This window comes from Streptomyces sp. P9-A2, assembly GCF_036634175.1.
In the GTDB taxonomy this organism is placed as follows: Bacteria; Actinomycetota; Actinomycetes; order Streptomycetales; family Streptomycetaceae; genus Streptomyces; species Streptomyces pratens.
The window spans coordinates 3,145,843-3,166,083 of the sequence record NZ_JAZIFX010000001.1 but is presented as its reverse complement, the minus strand read 5'-3'; the positions used below and the strand labels follow the sequence as shown (position 1 = coordinate 3,166,083).

Genomic DNA, 20,241 nt, shown 5'->3' with positions numbered 1-20,241 from the left:
GCGGTGTCAGGCGAGGGCGCGGGACAGCTCAGCGGTGAGCGGCTCGCGCAGCTCCGGTGCGTCGACCCGCTCCACGCGGACGTCCGTGCAGTCCACCCAGCTCGCGGCCTCGACCAGGGCCTGCGCGACGGCGGGGAGCGCCTTGGGGCCGTCCAGCGTGATCTGCTTCGCCACCAGGGTGCGGCCCTCGCGGGCCGGGTCGACGCGGCCGACGAGCCGGCCCCCGGCGAGTACGGGCATCGCGAAGTAGCCGTGCACCCGCTTCGGCTTCGGCACGTAGGCCTCCAGGCGGTGGGTGAAGCCGAAGATCCGCTCGGTGCGCGCCCGCTCCCAGACCAGGGAGTCGAACGGAGACAGCAGCGTCGTACGGTGGCGTCCCCGCGGGGGCGTGGCGAGGGCTTCCGGATCGGCCCAGGCCGGCTTGGACCAGCCTTCGACCGCGACCGGCACCAGGCCCGAGTCGGCGATCACCGCGTCGACCTGCTCCCCCTTGAGCCGGTGGTAGTCGGCGAGGTCCGCGTGGGTGCCGACGCCGAGTGACCTGCCGGCCAGACGCACCAGACGGCGCAGGCACTCGGCATCGTCCAGCTCGTCGTGCAGCAGGGCATCCGGGATCGCGCGCTCGGCGAGGTCGTAGACCCGCTTCCAGCCCCGGCGCTCGACGCACACCACCTCGCCGTACATCAGGGCCCGCTCGACGGCGACCTTGGCGCCGGACCAGTCCCACCACTCGCTGGTGCGCTTCGCGCCGCCAAGGTCGGTTGCCGTGAGCGGGCCCTGGGCACGGAGCTGCTTGACGACCTGGTCGTAGGCGCCGTCGGGCAGATCGTGGTGCCAGTGCGGGCGGGAGCGGTAGGCGCGGCGGCGGAAGGCGAAGTGCGGCCACTCCTCGATCGGCAGCAGGCAGGCCGCGTGCGACCAGTACTCGAACGCGCGCGGCGGCTCGGCCCCGGCCTTCCAGTACGCGTCCTCGACCGTCGCCCGGCCGACGGCGCCGAGACGGGCGTAGGGGATCAGTTCGTGGGAGCGGGCGAGGACGGAGATGGTGTCGAGCTGCACCGCACCCAGATGACGCAGAACCCCCCGGACGCCGGAGCGGCGGTCGGGGGCGCCCAGGAAGCCCTGGGCCCGCAGGGCGATGCGGCGGGCCTCGGCTGCAGAGAGGTCCGTGGAAGGACGAGGGAGGGTCGTCATACGTCCGCACGATAGAGGGCGGCACTGACAACGGCCGGGGCGGCGGGGGCCGGGGCTGTCCGGCGGATCACGGCCGGAGACGGCCGGCGGTGCCCGTCCGGACGGCTCGTCCGGACGGGGGCTCCGCAACGATCCGCCGGGCAGCGGCACCGGGCCCCGGGCGGGCACCGGTCCGGGGACGCCCGAGTCGCCCCTCGCCGCCCCTGATCGGGGTCGAGGGCCGTCCGGAAGGCCGGACCGGGGAAGTCCGGGAACCGACCGGGAGGCCGGACCGGAGCGCTCCAAGAGCCGCACCGGAGCGACCTGGAGACTGGTCCGAAGCGGCCCGGAGCGGCCCGGAGCGGCCCGAAGCGGCCCGGAGCGGCCCGGAGCGGCCCGGGGGCCGGCCCGGAGGGCGTCACTCCTTGGCGGGCAGGTAGGGAGCCGTCGACGGGAGGCCCAGGTCGGAGGGGAGCAGGGAGCCGATCCAGCAGTCGCGCAGCACCCCCTTGTTGTTGAGCGAGGAGCGCAGGGTGCCCTCGATGACGAAGCCCGCCCGTTCCGCCACCGCGCGGGAGGCCCGGTTGCCGACCTCGGCGCGCCATTCCACACGGTCGATCGACATCTTCGTGAAGGCCCAGCGGGAGACGGCGACGGAGGCCTCGGTGATGTAGCCGTTGCCGCGGTGCTTCTTGGTGCCCCAGTAGCCGATCTCGCCCACTCCCAGGGACCGCATGGTGATGCCGAGCATGCCGGTGAGCTCCCCGGAGGGGAGGAAGGCGCCGAAGGTGAACATCGAACCGCTCGTCCAGCCGTCCGGACACATCTGTTCCGTGAAGCCCCGCGCGTGCTCGGGAAGGTACGGGGAGGGAACCGTGGTCCAGCGCTGGATGCCGGGATCCTGGCAGGCGGCGTACACGGCGTCGGTGTCCTGGGGGCCGACTGCGCGCAGCAGAAGACGGTCGGTGGTGAGGGCGGCGGGGTCCATCGGCCGATTCTGCTCACGGAGGAGAATCGGCGCCAACTCTTTGCCGTACGTGAGGAAAGGGTCACTCTTCGCGCAATCCGGCGATGGAGCGGCACCATCCGCGGGACACGCGCGTTGTTCCTTCGAAAGCGGCCGTGAAACAGATATGACGCTGTGCGCGGCCACGGTCACGGCAGGCCTCCCGGCGCGGTGGGGTCCTCGCATACGATGGCCGTTGCTCAGCAATGAATATGGAAACCGACCGTCCCAGGCCCGACCGGCAAGGAGACCACCCCCCGTGTCCGTCCTCTCCAAGATCATGCGTGCAGGCGAAGGCAAGATCCTGCGCAAGCTGCACCGCATCGCGGGCCAGGTCAACTCCATCGAAGAGGACTTCATCGACCTCTCCGACGCCGAGCTGCGGGCCCTCACTGATGAGTACAAGCAGCGGTACGCCGACGGTGAGAGCCTGGACGACCTGCTCCCCGAGGCCTTCGCCACCGTCCGTGAGGCCGCCAAGCGCGTCCTGGGCCAGCGGCACTACGACGTGCAGATCATGGGCGGCGCCGCCCTGCACATGGGATACGTGGCGGAGATGAAGACCGGTGAGGGCAAGACCCTCGTCGGCACCCTGCCCGCCTATCTGAACGCCCTGTCGGACAAGGGCGTCCACATCATCACGGTCAACGACTACCTGGCCGAGCGCGACTCCGAGATGATGGGCCGCGTCCACAAGTTCCTCGGCCTGGACGTCGGCTGCATCCTGGCCAACATGACGCCGGCCCAGCGCCGCGAGCAGTACGGCTGCGACATCACCTACGGCACGAACAACGAGTTCGGCTTCGACTACCTGCGCGACAACATGGCGTGGTCCAAGGACGAGCTGGTCCAGCGCGGCCACAACTTCGCCATCGTCGACGAGGTCGACTCCATCCTCGTCGACGAGGCCCGTACGCCGCTGATCATCTCCGGTCCGGCCGACCAGGCCACCAAGTGGTACGGCGACTTCGCCAAGCTGGTCAAGCGCCTCAAGCGCGGAGAGCCCGGCAACCCCCTCAAGGGCATCGAGGAGACCGGCGACTACGAGGTCGACGAGAAGAAGCGCACGGTCGCCATCCACGAGTCCGGGGTCGCCAAGGTCGAGGACTGGCTGGGCATCGACAACCTCTACGAGTCGGTCAACACCCCGCTGGTGGGCTACCTGAACAACGCCATCAAGGCCAAGGAGCTCTTCAAGAACGACAAGGACTACGTGCTCATCGACGACGAGGTCATGATCGTCGATGAGCACACCGGCCGTATCCTCGCGGGCCGCCGCTACAACGAGGGCATGCACCAGGCGATCGAGGCGAAGGAGGGGGTGCCGATCAAGGACGAGAACCAGACGCTCGCCACCATCACCCTCCAGAACTTCTTCCGCCTCTACAAGCGCCGCGACCACAACGACAAGGAACAGCCCGGTCTGTCCGGCATGACCGGTACGGCGATGACCGAGGCCGCCGAGTTCCACCAGATCTACAAGCTCGGTGTGGTGCCCATCCCGACCAACCGGCCCATGGTCCGCAAGGACCAGGCGGACCTGATCTACCGCACCGAGGTCGCCAAGTTCGAGGCCGTCGTCGACGACATCGAGGAGAAGCACGGCAAGGGCCAGCCGATCCTGGTCGGCACCACCTCGGTGGAGAAGTCGGAGTACCTCTCGCAGCAGCTCAGCAAGCGCGGCATCCAGCACGAGGTGCTGAACGCCAAGCACCACGACCGTGAGGCGACGATCGTCGCCCAGGCCGGCCGCAGGGGCGCCGTCACCGTGGCGACCAACATGGCCGGCCGTGGTACGGACATCAAACTGGGCGGCAATCCCGAGGACCTCGCCGAGGCGGAGCTGCGCCAGCGTGGCCTCGACCCCGAGGAGCACATCGAGGAATGGGCGCACGCCCTTCCGGAGGCGCTCGTGCGGGCCGAGGACGCGGTCAAGGCCGAGAAGGACGAGGTCGAGCGGATCGGCGGGCTCTACGTGCTCGGCACCGAGCGGCACGAGTCGCGGCGGATCGACAACCAGCTGCGCGGCCGTTCCGGCCGTCAGGGCGACCCCGGTGAGTCCCGCTTCTACCTGTCGCTCGGCGATGACCTGATGCGCCTGTTCAAGGCCCAGATGGTCGAGCGCGTGATGTCCATGGCGAACGTCCCGGACGACGTGCCGATCGAGAACAAGATGGTCACGCGCGCGATCGCGTCGGCCCAGTCGCAGGTCGAGACGCAGAACTTCGAGACCCGTAAGAACGTCCTGAAGTACGACGAGGTCCTCAACCGTCAGCGCGAGGTCATCTACGGCGAGCGGCGCCGCGTCCTGGAGGGCGAGGACCTCCAGGAGCAGATCCACCACTTCATGGACGACACCATCGACGCCTACGTCCAGGCGGAGACGGCCGAGGGTTTCCCCGAGGACTGGGACCTGGACCGGCTGTGGGGCGCCTTCAAGCAGCTCTACCCCACCAGGATCACCGTCGAGGAGCTGGAGGAGGAGGCCGGCGACCGGGCCGGGCTGACGGCCGAGTACATCGGCGACACCGTCAAGAGCGACATCCGCGAGCAGTACGAGCAGCGTGAGGCGCAGCTCGGCTCGGAGATCATGCGTGAGCTGGAGCGCCGCGTCGTGCTGTCGGTCCTGGACCGCAAGTGGCGTGAGCACCTCTACGAGATGGACTACCTCCAGGAGGGCATCGGTCTGCGCGCGATGGCGCAGAAGGACCCTCTGGTCGAGTACCAGCGTGAGGGTTTCGACATGTTCACCGCGATGATGGACGGCATCAAGGAGGAGTCCGTCGGCTACCTGTTCAACCTGGAGGTCCAGGTCGAGCAGCAGGTCGAGGAGGTCCCGGTCGAGGAGGCGGCGCCGTCGCTGGACAAGGCCCCGCAGGACGCGGTGCCCGCGCAGGCGGGTGCCCGGCCGGAGATCCGCGCCAAGGGGCTCGACGCCCCGCAGCGGCGGAACCTGCACTTCTCCGCGCCGACGGTGGACGGCGAGGGCGGCACCGTCGAGGGGGAGTTCGCCGAGGACGAGCCGGTGCGCTCCGAGGCCGACGGCCTCACGCGCGCCGAGCGCCGCAAGCAGACGCGGGGCGGACGTCGCCGCAAGAAGTGACCGCGGTCCCGCCGGCAGCGGTGAGCTGCCGACGGAGACGGGCCGAGGGCCGGGCACCCCAGGGGTGCCCGGCCCTCGGGCGTCGTACGGGACCCGGTGGGATGTGCGGGCCGGTAGGGATGCAGGCCGGGTAGGGATGCAGGCCGGGTGGGGATGTGCGGGCCGGTAGGGGTGTACGGGCCGGTAGGGACGTACGGGCCGGTAGGGGTGTACGGGCCGGGTGAGGGCGTGCGGGCCGGGTGAGGGCGTGCGGGCCGGGTGAGGGCGTGCGGGCCGGTAGGGACGTACAGGGCCCGGACAGGGACATACAGGCCGGTAGGGACATACAGGCCGGTAGGGGTTGTACGTACGGGCCCGGTGGCGGGGTGCGGGGCTCAGCGGTCGTGCGGGTGGGGTGGGCGGGGGCCGCCCAGTTCCACGGCGGTGCAGCGCCAGCGCAGGTCGTGGCCCTGTTCCAGACGGAAGGCCATGGCCCGCAGCCTGTCGCCCGCGCCGATCCGGGCGAACACCTCGAGGGCACCCTCGCGGGGGACGTAGTAGCCGATGTCGCGCACGACCGGGCGGGTGCCGCGGGTGCGCAGCGGACCGCGCTCGGCGAGGTCCGCCAGCTCGTCGTAGGCGCGGCCCGCGGTGTGCCGGAGCATGGAGTGGACGGGCCGCTGACCGCTCAGGACGGCGAGGAGCAGCTCGGCGAAGTGGTCGGTGGGGCGGGGCTGCGGAACGGGCCGGCGGGGGGCCTGAGCGGGCACCCGGGGGACGGCCGGAGCAGATGCGGGACGGATGAGCGGCGCGGGGGCGGTGAGCGGTGCGGGGACGACGGTGAGGTGCGGCGGCCGGGGCGCGGTGGAACGCGGGGCTCGGGCGGGGACGGCCCTCGCGGCGCGTACGGAGGCTTCCCGCGCGGGTTCGGCGGACAGCGGCAGCGGTAGCGGACGAGGACGTCCGGGCACCGCCGGGGTTGTCGGGGCGAAGGACGACGGGCGGTTGTCGGTGGGGCGGGTGGAGGCGGCGCGGGGCGAGAGGGAGGGAGGGCCCTCGCCCGGCGGCGGGGTGGCGGGGGCGGTGCCACCCGCGGGGATGCGGGGAGGGGTGGTGCCGGTCGGGCGGCGCGTGTCGCGGCGGCCGGGGGGACGCGTACCGGTGCGGTGCTGAGCCCTGGTCATGACCTTGTTCATGTGACCCCGTTCGACGGGCCGGGCGTCGCCGCCGGCCGGGGGACCGGGGCGATACCAGGCGGTAACTTCGTGGTTGGGGATCTTGTACGGGGCGGCGGAGGGCGACGGCAAGGCGCCGTGAACCGTGTCGGGGCGGCGGGAGGATTCACTTATCCGAGTGAATGGCGGCCGGTCGGCCCTGTCCCGGAGCGGGCGTACCGGGTGAATTCCGGGCTCAGGGTGGACGCAGTCAAGGGGGTGGGCAGGAACCCGATGGGGGACGCCGCACGTACCCTGAAGGCTCACCCGGCCGGATGCGGCCACCCCCTCGAGGTGCTCCCCGATGCCCGGCGGACCTCCGACCACGAAAGCGGCCGACATGCGCGTCAAAGCTGCCGACATGCGCGTCTACGTCCCCCTGACCCTCTCCGGTCTCGCCGAGGCGTACCGGACGGGAGAACTGGGCGCGGGGCGGCTCCCCGGCTACGGTGTGACGCCCGCGTTGCGCGAGTGGTACCCCTCCGAGTTCGCCGAGGACCAGGAGTACGCGGCGCTGGGCTTTGCCGCGCTGGCCTCGCTGCGGCTGCTGGCGGCGGACGCCGGTGCCCCGCGGCGCCGGGTCGTGGTCGCCGTGGACGTACCCGACGGGGCGGTCTCGGCCGATCCGGCCGGCCCCGGTGCGCTATGGGTCGACGGGACCGTGCGGCTGTCTCGGGCGGCGGCGGTGCACGTGGACGCGGCGGACGCGGAGCCGGACGTGGCGTCGGCCGCGCAGGCGCTGCCCGCGGCGGACGGCGGGGACGACGGCGCACAGTCCGTCGTGGACAGGGCGGAGGACCACGAACTGCTGTGGTACGCCACGCAGGAGATCCCGAACCTGCTGGAGCCGACGGTCTGAGGTCTCCTGACCTGACCTGACCTGACCTGACCTGACCGGGGCGGGGCCCGGTGCCGATGTCGCGTTCCCGGCCGTCGGGTGCGGCGCCGACCCGGTGTTCTCCCGGTTGTCAGTGGTGGCGGGTACTTTTTTCCCATGGGGATGCACAGGGACGCGCACATCGTCTGGGACTGGAACGGCACGCTGTTCCACGACGTCGACGCGGTCATCGGGGCGACGAACGCGTCCTTCGCCGAGCTCGGCCTGGAGCCGCTCACTCCGGCGCGGTACCGGGAGCTGTACTGCGTGCCGGTGCCGAAGTTCTACGAGCGGCTGCTGGGACGGATGCCCACCGAGGCCGAGTGGGAGCTGATGGACGCGACCTTCCACCGGTACTACACCGAGCACCGGGTGCGGTGCGCGCTCGCCGAGGGAGTGGCGGAGCTGCTGGCCGGATGGTCGTCGGCGGGGCGCAGCCAGTCGATCCTCAGCATGTACGGGCACGAGGACCTCGTGCCCCTGGTCCGGGGTTTCGGCATCGAGTCCCACTTCCTGCGCGTCGACGGGCGGACCGGTCCGTCCGGTGGCGGCAAGTCGGAGCACATGGTGCGGCACCTCGACGCGCTGACCGGCGTGGACCCGGCCCGCACGGTGGTGATCGGGGACGCCGCCGACGACGCGCTGGCCGCGCGGCACGTGGGGGCGTCAGCCGTGCTCTACACCGGCGGCTCGCACAGCAGAGCCAGCCTCGAAGCGGTGGGGGTGCCGGTGGTGGACACGCTGGCTCAGGCCGTCGAGGAAGCGGAACGCCTGGCGGCCTGAGCCGCCCGGCCTGAGCCGCCCGGCCTGAGCCGCCCGGCCTGAGCCGGGCGGCGGGTGCCACGGCGAAGGGCGGACGATGGGCGGGAAACGGACGGTGGGTGACCGGGTGTCGCTGCACGCGCATTGTGTATAACGTCAAAGTTCCACCCCGTCTTTTGTACACATCCGGCTCATGACGGGCCCCCCTCGAGGGGGGATAGCCTGGGTGGCGTGATCAGCGCGATAGCTTGCGGGGGCCTCGTCGTCCCCGTTGTGCGCCCGGAGAGCACGGACGACATCCGTGACCGGGCGGCGCTCGCTGGTCCTCGCGGGCGGGACGGGACCCGGAGGGTCCCCGAGGCGCGCGGCATTCCCCGGGTACGGGCGTCGCGGAGAGCAGCGTCACACCCGTCGGGCGCGTCGGAATGGGCAGAGAAGCCCCCGCTCGTCTCATCCTGCGGCATAACGTCGGTACGGAGCGGACACCCCGCGTCCTGCCACCGCACCGCGGGCGCAGAGACCGCACTTCCTTCTACGTCACGCAATGGCGCGCGACAGGAGCCAGAGGACAATGCAGACCAAGCTGGACGAAGCAAAGGCCGAGCTGCTCGAAAAGGCCGCCCGGGTAGCTGAGAACAGCCCGGTCGGCGGGAAACTGCCGACCGGGACGATGGACAAGGGCATGCCCGACCGGGACACCGTGCTTGCGTTCCTCCAGCGCTACTACCTGCACACCGCCCCGGAGGACCTTGTCGGCCGCGACCCGGTCGACGTCTTCGGAGCCGCCTTCTCGCACCTCCGGCTGGCCGAGAACCGTCCCCAGGGCACGGCCAACGTCCGGGTCCACACCCCGACCGTCGAGGAGAACGGCTGGACGTGCAGCCACTCCGTCATCGAGGTGGTCACCGATGACATGCCCTTCCTCGTGGATTCCGTCACCAATGAGCTGACCCGGCAGGGCCGCGGCATCCACGTCGTGATCCACCCGCAGGTGGTGGTGCGCCGCGACCTCACCGGCAAGCTGGTCGAGGTGTCCGCCGAGCCCGCCGGGGGCGAACTCCCGCACGACGCCCACGTCGAGTCCTGGATCCACGTCGAGACCGACCGTGAGAGCGACCGCGGCGACCTCAAGCAGATCACCGCCGACCTGCTGCGCGTCCTGTCCGACGTCCGTGAGGCCGTCGAGGACTGGGGCAAGATGCGGCAGGCCGCCACCGAACTGGCCGAAGGACTGCCCGACGAGCCCGTCCCCGGGGATGTGCCGGGGCAGCAGGTCGAGGAGGCCCGTGAGCTGCTGCGCTGGCTCGCCGACGACCACTTCACCTTCCTCGGCTACCGCGAGTACCAGCTGCGCGACGACGACTCGCTGGCCGCCGTCCCCGGCACCGGTCTCGGCATACTGCGCTCCGACCCGCACCACGCCACCGACGAGGACCACCCGGTCAGCCCGTCCTTCGAACGGCTGCCCGCCGACGCCCGCGCCAAGGCGCGCGAGCACAAGCTGCTCGTCCTGACCAAGGCCAACAGCCGGGCCACCGTGCACCGGCCGTCGTACCTGGACTACATCGGCGTCAAGAAGTTCGACGCGGACGGCAATGTCGTCGGCGAGCGCCGCTTCCTCGGCCTGTTCTCGTCCGCCGCCTACACCGAGTCCGTCCGCCGGGTCCCGGTGATCCGCCGCAAGGTCGAGGAGGTCCTCGAGCGCGCCGGCTTCTCGCCGCACAGCCACGACGGACGCGACCTGCTGCAGATCCTGGAGACCTACCCGCGCGACGAGCTCTTCCAGACCCCGTCCGACGAGCTCCGGGCCATCGCCACCTCGGTGCTCTACCTCCAGGAGCGCCGCCGCCTGCGGCTCTACCTGCGCCAGGACGAGTACGGGCGCTACTACTCCGCCCTCGTCTACCTTCCCCGCGACCGGTACACCACCGGTGTGCGGCTGAGGATCATCGACATCCTCAAGGAGGAGCTCGACGGCATCAGCGTCGACTTCACCGCCTGGAACACCGAGTCGATCCTCTCCCGGCTGCACTTCGTGGTCCGCGTCCCGCAGGGCACCGAGCTGCCGCAGCTGTCCGACCAGGACCGGGAGCGCATCGAGGCCCGGCTGGTCGAGGCCGCCCGCTCCTGGGCCGACGGCTTCGGCGAGGCGCTCACCGCCGAACTGGGCGAGGAACGCGCCGCCGAACTGCTGCGCCGCTACGCGGGCTCCTTCACCGAGGGGTACAAGGCCGACCACACCCCGCGCAGCGCCGTCGCCGACCTGGTCCGGCTCGAACAGCTCGACGACGAGAAGAACTTCGAGCTCAGCCTGTACGAGCCGGTGGGCGCGGCCCCCGAGGTGCGCCGCTTCAAGATCTACCGCAAGGGCGAGGCCGTCTCCCTCTCCGCCGTGCTGCCCGTGCTCCAGCGGCTGGGTGTCGAGGTCGTCGACGAGCGGCCCTACGAGCTGCGCCGCGCCGACCGCAGCGTGGCCTGGGTCTACGACTTCGGACTGCGGCTGCCCAAGGCCGCCGTCGTCGCCGACCACCTCGGCGACGACGCCCGTGAGCGGTTCCAGGAGGCCTTCGCGGCGACCTGGACCGGCAAGGCGGAGAACGATGGCTTCAACGCCCTGGTGCTGGGGGCCGGGCTGACCTGGCGTCAGGCGGTGGTGCTGCGCGCCTACGCCAAGTACCTGCGTCAGGCGGGCTCCACCTTCAGCCAGGACTACATGGAGGACACCCTCCGCAACAACGTCCACACCACCCGGCTGCTCGTCTCCCTGTTCGAGGCGCGGATGTCGCCGGAGCGGCAGGGCGCCGGCTTCGAGCTGGTGGACGCCCTGCTGGAGGAGCTCGACGCCGCCCTCGACGAAGTCGTCTCGCTCGACGAGGACCGCATCCTGCGCTCCTTCCTCACGGTGATCAAGGCGACGCTGCGCACCAACTTCTTCCAGGAGGCGAGCGGCGGCCGCCCGCACGACTACGTCTCCATGAAGTTCGACCCGCAGGCCATGCCCGACCTGCCCGCGCCCCGGCCGGCGTTCGAGATCTGGGTGTACTCGCCGCGGGTCGAGGGCGTGCACCTGCGGTTCGGCAAGGTCGCGCGCGGCGGCCTGCGCTGGTCGGACCGCCGGGAGGACTTCCGCACCGAGATCCTCGGCCTGGTCAAGGCACAGATGGTGAAGAACACCGTCATCGTGCCGGTCGGCGCCAAGGGCGGCTTCGTCGCCAAGCAGCTGCCGGACCCGTCCGTGGACCGGGACGCCTGGATGGCCGAGGGTATCGCCGCGTACAAGACGTTCATCTCGGCGCTGCTCGACATCACCGACAACATGGTGGCCGGCGAGGTCGTGCCCCCGGCCGACGTCGTCCGGCACGACGGGGACGACACCTATCTCGTCGTCGCGGCGGACAAGGGCACCGCCAGGTTCTCGGACACGGCCAACGAGGTCGCCCAGTCCTACGACTTCTGGCTCGGTGACGCCTTCGCCTCCGGCGGCAGCGCCGGATACGACCACAAGGGCATGGGCATCACCGCCCGTGGCGCCTGGGAGTCCGTCAAGCGGCACTTCCGGGAGCTGGGGGTGGACACCCAGACCCAGGACTTCACGGTCGTCGGCATCGGCGACATGTCCGGCGACGTGTTCGGCAACGGCATGCTGCTGAGCAAGCACATCCGTCTGGTCGCCGCCTTCGACCACCGGCACATCTTCATCGACCCGACCCCGGACGCGGCCGCCGGTCACGCCGAGCGCCGCCGCCTGTTCGAACTGCCGCGCAGTTCCTGGGCGGACTACAACACCGACCTGTTGTCGGCCGGCGGCGGCGTGTTCCCGCGCACCGCCAAGTCCGTCCCGGTCAACGCCCAGATCCGCGAGGCCCTCGGCCTCGACTCCGGCGTCACCAAGATGACCCCGACGGACCTGATGAAGGCGATCCTCACGGCGCCGGTGGACCTGCTGTGGAACGGCGGCATCGGCACGTACGTCAAGGCGTCGAGCGAGTCCAACGCCGACGTCGGCGACAAGGCCAACGACCCCATCCGCGTCGACGGCAAGGACCTGCGGGCCGACGTCGTCGGCGAGGGCGGCAACCTGGGCATGACCCAGCTCGGCCGGATCGAGGTCGCGCTGCACGGCAGCCGGATCAACACCGACGCCATCGACAACAGCGCCGGCGTGGACACCTCCGACCACGAGGTGAACATCAAGGTCCTGCTCAACACCCTGGTCGCCAACGGCGACATGACGGTCAAGCAGCGCAACAAGCTGCTCGCCTCGATGACCGACGAGATCGGCCGGCTGGTGCTGCGCACCAACTACGCGCAGAACACCGCGATCGCCAACGCCCTGGCCCAGTCCAAGGACATGCTCCACGCCCAGCAGCGCTTCATGAAGTACCTGGTGCGCGAGGGCCACCTCGACCGGGCCCTGGAGTTCCTGCCCACCGACCGCCAGATCCGTGAGCGGCTGAGCGCCGGGCAGGGCCTGACCGGCCCGGAGACGGCCGTCCTGATGGCGTACACGAAGATCACGGTCGCCGACGAGCTGCTGCGCACCTCACTGCCCGACGACCCGTACCTCAAGGGGCTGCTGCACTCGTACTTCCCGGCCCCGCTGCGCGAGCAGTTCCCCGACCGGATCGACGCACACCCGCTGCGCCGCGAGATCACCACGACCGTCCTGGTCAACGACACGGTCAACACGGGCGGTACGACGTATCTGCACCGGATGCGGGAGGAGACCGGAGCGTCGCTGGAGGAGATCGTCCGGGCCCAGACCGCGGCCCGCGCGATCTTCCGGTCCGCCACGGTGTGGGACGGGGTCGAGGAGCTCGACACCAAGGTGGCGGCGGACGTCCAGACCCGGATCAGGCTGCACTCGCGCCGGCTGGTGGAGCGTGGCACGCGCTGGCTGCTGAACAACCGGCCGCAGCCGCTGGAGCTCGAGGAGACGGTGACGTTCTTCGCCGAGCGTGTCGAGCTGGTCTGGTCGCAGCTGCCGAAGCTGCTGCGCGGCGCGGACCTGGAGTGGTTCCAGAAGGTCCACGACGAGCTGACGGGCGTCGGTGTCCCGGCGGAACTCGCCACCCGCGTGGCCGGGTTCTCCTCCGTGTTCGCGGCGATCGACATCGTCTCGGTGGCCGACCGCACGGGCAAGGAGCCGCTGGACGTCGCCGAGGCGTACTACGACCTCGCCGACCGGCTGCGTATCACCCAGCTGATGCACAGGATCAGCGACCTGCCCCGCGCCGACCGCTGGCAGTCCATGGCCCGCGCGGCGATCCGCGAGGACCTGTACGCGGCGCACGCGGCGCTCACGGCCGAGGTGCTGGCGGCGGGCAACGGCACGTCGACACCGGAGCAGCGGTTCAAGGTGTGGGAGGCGAAGAACGAGGCCATCATCGGCCGGGCCCGCACCACCCTGGACGAGATCCAGAGCTCGGACACCTTCGACCTGGCGAACCTGTCGGTGGCCATGCGGACCATGCGGACGCTGCTGCGCTCGCACTCGTAAGGCACCGCGCGCACGCGCACGGCCCACAACCCGCAGGGGCGCCCCGGACACACGGTCCGGGGCGCCCCTGCGGCGTTGCGGTGCCGGTCTCAGGCGGGCTTCGGAGCGGTCGCGGGCTCGGGCCCGGTCGCGGGATCGGTTCGGGGCCTCGCTTCGGGCTGCCCGGGTTCGGGGTCCGGCTTCGGGGCGGGTTTCGGCTCGGCCTTCGGTTTCGGCTTGCGGGCCTTGTCCGGGCCGCCGGTGAACTTCTCGTACTCCTTGAGCACCTCGTCCGTCGGGCCGTCCATGCGCAGCTCGCCGCGCTCCAGCCACAGGACGCGGTCGCAGGTGTCGCGGATCGACTTGTTGCTGTGGCTGACCAGGAACACCGTCCCGGCGTGCTTGCGCAGCTCGCGGATGCGGCTCTCGGAGCGCTTCTGGAAGGAGCGGTCGCCGGTGGCCAGCGCCTCGTCGACGAGGAGGACGTCGTGGTCCTTCGCGGCGGCGATGGAGAAGCGCAGTCGGGCGGCCATGCCGGAGGAGTAGGTGCGCATCGGCAGGGTGATGAAGTCGCCCTTCTCGTTGATGCCGGAGAAGTCGACGATCTCCTGGTAGCGCTCCTGGACCTGTCCGCGGGACATGCCCATCGCGAGCCCGCCCAGCATGACGTTGCGCTCGCCCGTCAGGTCGTTCATCAGGGCGGCGTTGACGCCGAGCAGGGAGGGCTGGCCGTCGGTGTAGATCCGGCCGTTCTCCACCGGGAGCAGTCCGGCGACGGCCTTGAGCAGGGTCGACTTGCCGGAGCCGTTGGTGCCGATCAGGCCGATGGCCTCACCCCGGTGGGCGACGAAGGAAACGTTGCGCACCGCGTGCACCGTGCGCACGCCGGACACCTTCTCGGTCTTGCGGCGGCGCACGATGCGGTTGAGGGCCGCGGTGGCGGAGCCGCGTCCGGCGCCGGTGCCGTTGACCCGGTAGACGATGTCGACGCCGTCGGCGATGACGGTGGGGATCTTCTCGTCGGTGTTGTCAGCCACGGCCGTAGGTCTCCTCAGCCTTCCAGAAGTAGACGAAGCCGATCACGCCGGCCAGCAGGGCCCAGCCCACCGCGAAGGCCCACACGTGCGGGGGCAGGTACGAGGAGCCGTAGCCGTCGATCATCGCGAAGCGGACCAGGTCCATGTAGACCGCGGCCGGGTTCCACTGCAGGACGTCGGCGAGCCAGCCGGGGACGTTCTTGTCCGCGAGCCTGGCCGAGATGCTGAACATGACGCCCGAGGCGTACATCCAGGTGCGCAGCACGAACGGCATCAGCTGGGCCAGGTCGGGGGTCCTGCTGCCCAGGCGGGCGAAGATCAGCGCGAGTCCGGTGTTGAAGACGAACTGGAGCAGCAGCGCGGGCAGCACCAGCAGCCAGGACAGGGCGGGCATGCTGCCGAACGCCATCACCACGACGACCAGGACGATCATCGAGAACAGCAGCTGCTGGAGCTGCTGCAGCGCGAAGGAGACGGGCAGCGCGGCCCGCGGGAAGTGCAGGGCCCGTACCAGGCCGAGGTTGCCGGAGATGGCGCGCACGCCCGCCAGCACCGAGCTCTGCGTGAAGGTGAACACGAACACGCCGGTCACCAGGAACGGCACGTAGATGTCGCCGGGGATGCCTTTGCGGGCCCCCAGCAGCAGACCGAAGATGAAGAAGTACACGACCGCGTTCAGCAGCGGGGTGGCCACCTGCCACAGCTGGCCCAGCTTCGCCTGGCTGTACTGCGCGGTCAGCTTCGCCCGGGAGAAGGCGAGGATGAAGTGCCGGCGCGCCCACAGCTCGCGGACGTAGCCGGGCAGGGTGGGGCGGGCGCCGCTGACCGTGAGGCCGTGGCGGGCGGCGAGGGCCGGGAGGTCGTCCTCGGCGGCCGGGGGGACCGGTGCGGGAGGCGGTGTGTGGAGGACCTGACTCACATCCGCTGCTTTCGCTAGGGGGTGGGGGTGGGGGTGGGGTGGGGTGGGATGACGGTGGGGTGGTGCGGTGCCGGATCCCGCCCGGTGTTTCCCCGCGCGTCTTCGCACGTTCACCTACGTCGGGACGGCACCGTATCGTCGCAACGTGAGCGTAGGGCGAATGTGCGTCGGAACGCAACCGTTTCGTCGTGGCGGCCCAGGTCCTGCCCAGGTCCTGCCCAGGTCCGGGCCGGACTCGATCCGCGGCTGCCCATGCCTGTCTGTGCCGGATCGGTGTACGTACTGTCGTCAGAACGGGTCCGTATCGTCGTCACGCCCTATGCTGGGCCGCATGACGACGAACGCCGAGGAGCCCCAGCCGCGTCCGCGCCGCAGGGCTCCCGCCGGGGCGGCCGTACTGCGCGAGGACGTGACGGAGGCGATCCGGGCGGCCGTCTTCGAGGAACTCGCGGCCGTCGGCTACGCGCGGATGTCCATCGAGGGCATCGCGCGCCGCGCGGGCGTCGGCAAGACCGCGGTGTACCGCCGCTGGCGCTCCAAACTGCACCTGGTCCTGGACCTGGTCTCCGCCCTCGCCGTGCAGGGCCTGCCCGCACCGGACACCGGCACCCTCGAGGGCGACCTCCGCCTGCTCTATGAGGTCACCTCACGCGCCCTGCGCCACCCCGTCGCCTCGCAGATCCTCCCCGACCTCCAGGCCGAGGCGGCCCGCAACCCCGACATCGCCGAGGCCCTGCGAAAGGCGCTGCGGGAGGGCCAGGACGGGGTCGCCAAGGGCATCGTCACGGCGGCACAGGAGCGGGGCGAGGTGCGCCCCGGCATCGACCACGACCTGGCCCTCGACCTGATCTCGGGCCCGCTGTACTGGCGCTCGGTGATCATCCGCAACCCGAAACTGCCGAAGGGCTACCTGGCGGCGCTGGCGAGGGCGACGACCGCGGGGCTCAAGGCTCTGTGACGCGGGGGCGGCCGGAGGGCACCGGCCCGACGCCAGAGCACGCTCCTGCCCTGCCACCGAAATAGCTGAAGTGAAGGCCCCTGCCGAAGCGAGGGGTGCAGGAACATGTTGAGGGTGATACGTCAGCCATCTGTGGGGCGGTGATCTGCCAGGAGCAGAGCGAACGGCCCAACGGGGAGGAGGAACCGCCCCTCGTGAACGGCCCGGAGCACATCAGCCATCGGCCACCACATCTACTGCCATCCGTGTTCGGTCAGCGGGCCCGTGCCGTTCAGGTAGCCGTGAAGGCCGGCGGCCGGGTACTCGATGATGTCCTCGGGTAGCTCGTGCACGGTGAACCATTGGAGTGCAAGGCACTTCTCCGGTTCCTTGTTGACGGGTTCTCCCTCCCACTCGGTGGCCTCGAAGAAGAAACCGATCCGCTCGTGCTGGTGCTGCCGGTGGTGCACGACGTGCACGAGACGCAGGTGGGCGGGGTCAACGGTGAGGCCGGTCTCCTCGAACAGTTCGCGGGCTGCACCGGTGGGCAGTGTTTCGCCGTGGTCGAGTTTGCCCGAAGGCATGTGCCATCGGCCGTAGCCGTAGGGGCCGCCCCGCTGAGAGAAGAGGATCTTGTCGCCGTCACGGATGATGACGTGGGTGTCGATGATGGGCTGTGCCGGTTGTTCGCTCATGTTTCCTGGGGGGTTGGGTTGGTGGTTGAGGCCACCGACGGTAGTGGCAGCGGTGGGATCGCGTCGGCGATTCGGCTCGCCACCTCCGATGGTGTGGCAGCGCTGGTGTCGAGTACGAGAACGTTGACGCCCCAGGACGTGAGGAACGCCGCGGCGTCGCGGTAGAGCTCGACTTCCCGGCCTGGGGCGGTGGGGTCACGGTGGAAGCGGTGGGTGATCCCGCGTTCGGTGATGCGGTCCGCGATCAGGCCGGGCGTGGCCGTGAGGATCACGGCGAGGTCTGGCTTCACGGCATGCTGGTTGAGGGCTATGAGGAAGTCCAGCGGCACCCCGTCCAATTGCTGGAGAACGAGCGTGGACGCCACATAGCGGTCGCAGACGAGAAGTTCACCCGCGCGGAGCGCGGCGGTGATTTCAGTGTCGATGTGCTCGTACCGGTTTGCCGCGACCAGGCATGCCAGGGCCAGGCCGTGGAGGTGGTCGGCGTTCGTGCGGAGGAATCGGCCCAGGTCGCTGGCGGACGGCTGGGTGGTCATCCGGGCAGCGACGCCCTGCCGTGTGAGGTGACGGTTCAGATCGGCGACCGTGGTGGATTTCCCGACGCCGCTGGGCCCGTCGATGGTGACGAAGAAGCCCGTACGCTCGCCCGTCATGCAGCGGCCTCCTGCCCGCTGTGGTTCCGTTCGTGCTGTTCGCGTGTCAGCAGCGCGAGCGTGCCGCGTACGACGTCGAGGGGTACCCCGCCGAACTGGATACCGACGGAGAAGTTGAATTCATCGCGCTGCCGCATGGACTCGTCGGCACCGTCCTGGGTGAGGTCCACGTCGCCGTAGGCGAGGAGTTCGTCCGGGTTGTAGCCGTTCTTGATGAGGGTCTGCCATACCGGGGTGCCGGGGTAGGGCCGGAACTCGAAGACGCTGGCCCGGATGTCGCCGGGGTGCTGGTCGGCGATGGCCCACAGGTTGCGGATGTGCCGGACCGTGGCGTCGAGGTCTTCTTGGGACTCGCCGGGGAATCCGAGAATGAAGTAGCCTTTCACGCCGATGCCGTGGGCAACGAGGCGGCGGGCGACGCGTTCGGTCATCTCGGCGTCGATCCGCTTGTCCATGGCGGTGAGGATGCGGTCGCTGCCGGACTCGATCCCCAGGGCGACCTCCCGCAGCCCGTTGGCGACGAGAGTCCCCAGCTCCTGGTCCGTGCAGCGGTCGAGGACGTTGATGCGGCCGGTGGCGTCCCACACGTACCGCTCGCCGATCCGGTGCTGGGTGAAGGCCGCCATCTGATCGTCGATGACCCGCTTCGCTCCGAGGAACAGGTCATCGACGAAACGGAACGCGGTCACGCCGTACTGGTCATGCAGGGAGTCCAGCTCGCCGATGATGTTCCTGGGGGAGCGGACTCGGATCTTCACATCGGGGTTGGCGCTGAAGGCGGCCCCGCAGAAGGTGCAGTTGTACGGGCAGCCGCGGCTGCCGACGATGTTCGCCTCGAGGTGCCCGTGGGCGGCGCCGGCCGTCAGCCAGTCGCTTCCGCGGCTCGCGGCGAGGCGGCGGTCAGCAGGGGTGGGCGCGGCGCGGTAGGGATCCTGCGGCAGGAAGGCCCGGTTCACGTACGGCAGGGTGTCGATGTCTGGGCCGAGCATCTGCCCGCTGGTCTGAGGGTCGGCTACGCCGCCGGCCCGGCTGCCGATGAGCGGGTCGCGCCAGAGCACTCCAGGAAGTTCCCGGCGGCGCTGCATGTCCTCCAGGAGGGCCGCGACGCGCAGCTCCCCTTCGCCGAGGACCAGGGCTTTGAGGTGGCGCATGCGGGGATCGGCGAGGATACGGTCCGGCATGGCCTTGGCGTGGTGCCCGCCCACCATGAGCGCGATCTGCGGGTTCAGCTTGTCGGCGATGCGCGCGGACATTTCGTAGGTGGGTGCGAGGAGATTCATCGCGGCCCATCGCGGCGCCATGCCGTTGACGATCTGTGCTGTCTCCTCGATGCCCAACCCGAGCGCCTCGGCGTCGAGGACGCCGACGTTGAACCCGGCGCGCTGGGCGTAGGTGGCGATGTACGCCATGCCCAGCACGGGGAGGGTGTAGTCGTTGGTCCGCGGCCGTAGGCCGTAGTCGCGTAGCGGCGCGTTCACGAACAGGGCGTCGAGCGTGTGGTTGGCGTCGGCGCCCGAGATCAGTGCTAAGTGCCGCATGGGTCCTCCAGGTCAGCGCGGGCGTGTGAGCCCCAGGTGAGGGTGGAGAGGGTCAAGGTGTGCAGAGCGGTGCGGTCGGTACCGGCCCAGTCGGTCCACATCGGCCCGAACGTCTTGTCTTTCTTGCCGGGCCAGGGGTAGGCGGGGGCGATCTGCGCGGCCCAGGTGCGCACGGCGAGGTCGTCGTGCGGGTAGATGCTGAAATCGCCGGTGAAGTCGGCTGCGGCTGCGGCCGCGGTCCACGGGCCGATGCGCGGGACGCGGGTGAGCGCCGTCACCAGGTCGCCGGCGTTCATCTGTTCCCACTCGGTGTGGTGCTGCTCGTAGTGCGCGGCCGCCGCCTGGAGGGCGGTGCGGTGGAACTTCGCGCCGACCTCGGCGAACTGCTGCTCTGCCAGGCCGAGCACCTCGCCGGCGGAAGGGGCGATGGCGAGCGTGCCGGACGGCCCGTCCACGCGGGTGCCGTAGGTGCTGCACCAGGCGCGGTAGAGCTTGCGGGCCTGGTCGGCGCGTACGACCTGCCGAAGGACCGCGGTGGTGATCGCATCCCACAGCCACGGGTTGGCCAGGCGCTGGGTGACGCCGAGCCTGTTGAGGCCATCCCGAAGCGGAGCGGGAGCGGCAGCGGGAAGATGAGCCGGCTCGGTGGTGATGTACGTCGGCTTCACGTCCTCGGTTCCGTGCACGCACCGTTCGCGCAGGCCGTCCCGGTCGAAGGAAAGGGCCCAGATACCGGAGGCGGTACGGACGGCACGCGCGCGTGCACCGTCGTCGTAGCTGTGCCAGGCGGGGTGATCGGTCGTCAGGACGTCGGTCATCTGATGCTCCTCATGGTGCGTGGTGGGCCTCCGTAGCCTCTCGCGTCCCTG

14 protein-coding genes are annotated in these 20,241 nt (G+C 70.5%); 5 read left to right on the top strand and 9 right to left on the bottom strand.

Features of this window, described 5'->3' with window-relative positions; translation table 11 throughout:
• Positions 1–6 precede the first annotated feature (6 nt).
• Together V4Y04_RS14280 and V4Y04_RS14275 are read right to left on the bottom strand one after the other, a co-directional pair.
• A complete protein-coding gene (locus V4Y04_RS14280) occupies positions 7–1,194 on the bottom strand; it encodes a winged helix-turn-helix domain-containing protein (protein ID WP_332428213.1) in 1,188 nt (395 codons plus the stop codon).
• Between the two features lie 397 nt (positions 1,195–1,591).
• Entirely contained in the window at positions 1,592–2,161 is a 570-nt protein-coding gene (locus tag V4Y04_RS14275; RefSeq protein WP_332428212.1) for a GNAT family N-acetyltransferase, read from the bottom strand.
• 277 nt (positions 2,162–2,438) lie between these two features.
• Between V4Y04_RS14275 and secA the strand changes: the two genes are divergently transcribed.
• Positions 2,439–5,282, top strand: coding sequence for a preprotein translocase subunit SecA (secA, locus tag V4Y04_RS14270; protein ID WP_332428211.1), 2,844 nt, complete (start codon positions 2,439–2,441; stop codon positions 5,280–5,282).
• A gap of 374 nt (positions 5,283–5,656) precedes the next feature.
• Here secA and V4Y04_RS14265 read toward each other — a convergent pair whose 3' ends face one another.
• Positions 5,657–6,457, bottom strand: coding sequence for an Rv3235 family protein (locus V4Y04_RS14265; RefSeq protein WP_332428210.1), 801 nt, complete (start codon positions 6,455–6,457; stop codon positions 5,657–5,659).
• A gap of 379 nt (positions 6,458–6,836) precedes the next feature.
• Between V4Y04_RS14265 and V4Y04_RS14260 the strand changes: the two genes are divergently transcribed.
• From V4Y04_RS14260 to V4Y04_RS14250, 3 genes are all read left to right on the top strand, one after another.
• Positions 6,837–7,334 carry a DUF6912 family protein gene (locus V4Y04_RS14260; RefSeq protein ID WP_332432837.1) on the top strand — a complete coding sequence of 166 codons (498 nt, stop codon included), beginning with the start codon at positions 6,837–6,839 and terminating at the stop codon, positions 7,332–7,334.
• 135 nt (positions 7,335–7,469) lie between these two features.
• Positions 7,470–8,135, top strand: coding sequence for an HAD family hydrolase (locus tag V4Y04_RS14255; protein ID WP_332428209.1), 666 nt, complete (start codon positions 7,470–7,472; stop codon positions 8,133–8,135).
• Positions 8,136–8,685: 550 nt separating this feature from the next.
• Complete coding sequence (locus V4Y04_RS14250; RefSeq protein WP_332428208.1) at positions 8,686–13,614, top strand: NAD-glutamate dehydrogenase; 4,929 nt, start codon at positions 8,686–8,688, stop codon at positions 13,612–13,614.
• An 89-nt stretch (positions 13,615–13,703) separates the two neighbouring features.
• Here V4Y04_RS14250 and V4Y04_RS14245 read toward each other — a convergent pair whose 3' ends face one another.
• Complete coding sequence (locus tag V4Y04_RS14245; RefSeq protein ID WP_332428206.1) at positions 13,704–14,630, bottom strand: ABC transporter ATP-binding protein; 927 nt, start codon at positions 14,628–14,630, stop codon at positions 13,704–13,706.
• Positions 14,623–15,549, bottom strand: coding sequence for an ABC transporter permease (locus V4Y04_RS14240; protein WP_332428205.1), 927 nt, complete (start codon positions 15,547–15,549; stop codon positions 14,623–14,625). Before V4Y04_RS14240 ends, V4Y04_RS14245 begins: the two co-directional genes overlap by 8 nt.
• Before the next feature lie 331 nt (positions 15,550–15,880).
• On the opposite strand from V4Y04_RS14240, the gene V4Y04_RS14235 reads away from it, so the two are divergent.
• Positions 15,881–16,507, top strand: coding sequence for a TetR/AcrR family transcriptional regulator (locus tag V4Y04_RS14235; RefSeq protein WP_332428204.1), 627 nt, complete (start codon positions 15,881–15,883; stop codon positions 16,505–16,507).
• A gap of 233 nt (positions 16,508–16,740) precedes the next feature.
• Here the strand turns inward: V4Y04_RS14235 and V4Y04_RS14230 are convergent, their stop codons facing one another.
• From V4Y04_RS14230 to V4Y04_RS14215, 4 genes are read right to left on the bottom strand one after another with little or no spacing between them, the layout of a single operon-like run.
• On the bottom strand, positions 16,741–17,181 hold the full coding sequence (locus V4Y04_RS14230; protein WP_332428202.1) for an NUDIX hydrolase: 441 nt from the start codon (positions 17,179–17,181) through the stop codon (positions 16,741–16,743).
• Positions 17,178–17,834 carry a dTMP kinase gene (tmk, locus tag V4Y04_RS14225; protein ID WP_332428201.1) on the bottom strand — a complete coding sequence of 219 codons (657 nt, stop codon included), beginning with the start codon at positions 17,832–17,834 and terminating at the stop codon, positions 17,178–17,180. The genes V4Y04_RS14230 and tmk overlap by 4 nt, the downstream gene beginning before the upstream one ends.
• Positions 17,831–19,372, bottom strand: a complete 1,542-nt coding sequence (locus V4Y04_RS14220; RefSeq protein ID WP_332428199.1) for a B12-binding domain-containing radical SAM protein — start codon at positions 19,370–19,372, stop codon at positions 17,831–17,833. Before V4Y04_RS14220 ends, tmk begins: the two co-directional genes overlap by 4 nt.
• Positions 19,360–20,190, bottom strand: a complete 831-nt coding sequence (locus tag V4Y04_RS14215; protein ID WP_332428197.1) for a hypothetical protein — start codon at positions 20,188–20,190, stop codon at positions 19,360–19,362. The genes V4Y04_RS14220 and V4Y04_RS14215 overlap by 13 nt, the downstream gene beginning before the upstream one ends.
• Between the last annotated feature and the right edge of the window lie 51 nt (positions 20,191–20,241).

What these genes read in the sequence shown, in the direction of transcription:
- V4Y04_RS14280 (WP_332428213.1), bottom strand. Translation starts at nt 1,194, where the DNA reads ATGACGACCCTCCCTCGTCCTTCCACGGACCTCTCTGCAGCCGAGGCC.
- V4Y04_RS14275 (WP_332428212.1), bottom strand. Translation starts at nt 2,161, where the DNA reads ATGGACCCCGCCGCCCTCACCACCGACCGTCTTCTGCTGCGCGCAGTC.
- V4Y04_RS14265 (WP_332428210.1), bottom strand. Translation starts at nt 6,457, where the DNA reads ATGAACAAGGTCATGACCAGGGCTCAGCACCGCACCGGTACGCGTCCC.
- V4Y04_RS14260 (WP_332432837.1), top strand. Translation starts at nt 6,837, where the DNA reads ATGCGCGTCTACGTCCCCCTGACCCTCTCCGGTCTCGCCGAGGCGTAC.
- V4Y04_RS14255 (WP_332428209.1), top strand. Translation starts at nt 7,470, where the DNA reads ATGGGGATGCACAGGGACGCGCACATCGTCTGGGACTGGAACGGCACG.
- V4Y04_RS14250 (WP_332428208.1), top strand. Translation starts at nt 8,686, where the DNA reads ATGCAGACCAAGCTGGACGAAGCAAAGGCCGAGCTGCTCGAAAAGGCC.
- V4Y04_RS14235 (WP_332428204.1), top strand. Translation starts at nt 15,881, where the DNA reads ATGACGACGAACGCCGAGGAGCCCCAGCCGCGTCCGCGCCGCAGGGCT.
- V4Y04_RS14230 (WP_332428202.1), bottom strand. Translation starts at nt 17,181, where the DNA reads ATGAGCGAACAACCGGCACAGCCCATCATCGACACCCACGTCATCATC.
- tmk (WP_332428201.1), bottom strand. Translation starts at nt 17,834, where the DNA reads ATGACGGGCGAGCGTACGGGCTTCTTCGTCACCATCGACGGGCCCAGC.
- V4Y04_RS14220 (WP_332428199.1), bottom strand. Translation starts at nt 19,372, where the DNA reads ATGCGGCACTTAGCACTGATCTCGGGCGCCGACGCCAACCACACGCTC.
- V4Y04_RS14215 (WP_332428197.1), bottom strand. Translation starts at nt 20,190, where the DNA reads ATGACCGACGTCCTGACGACCGATCACCCCGCCTGGCACAGCTACGAC.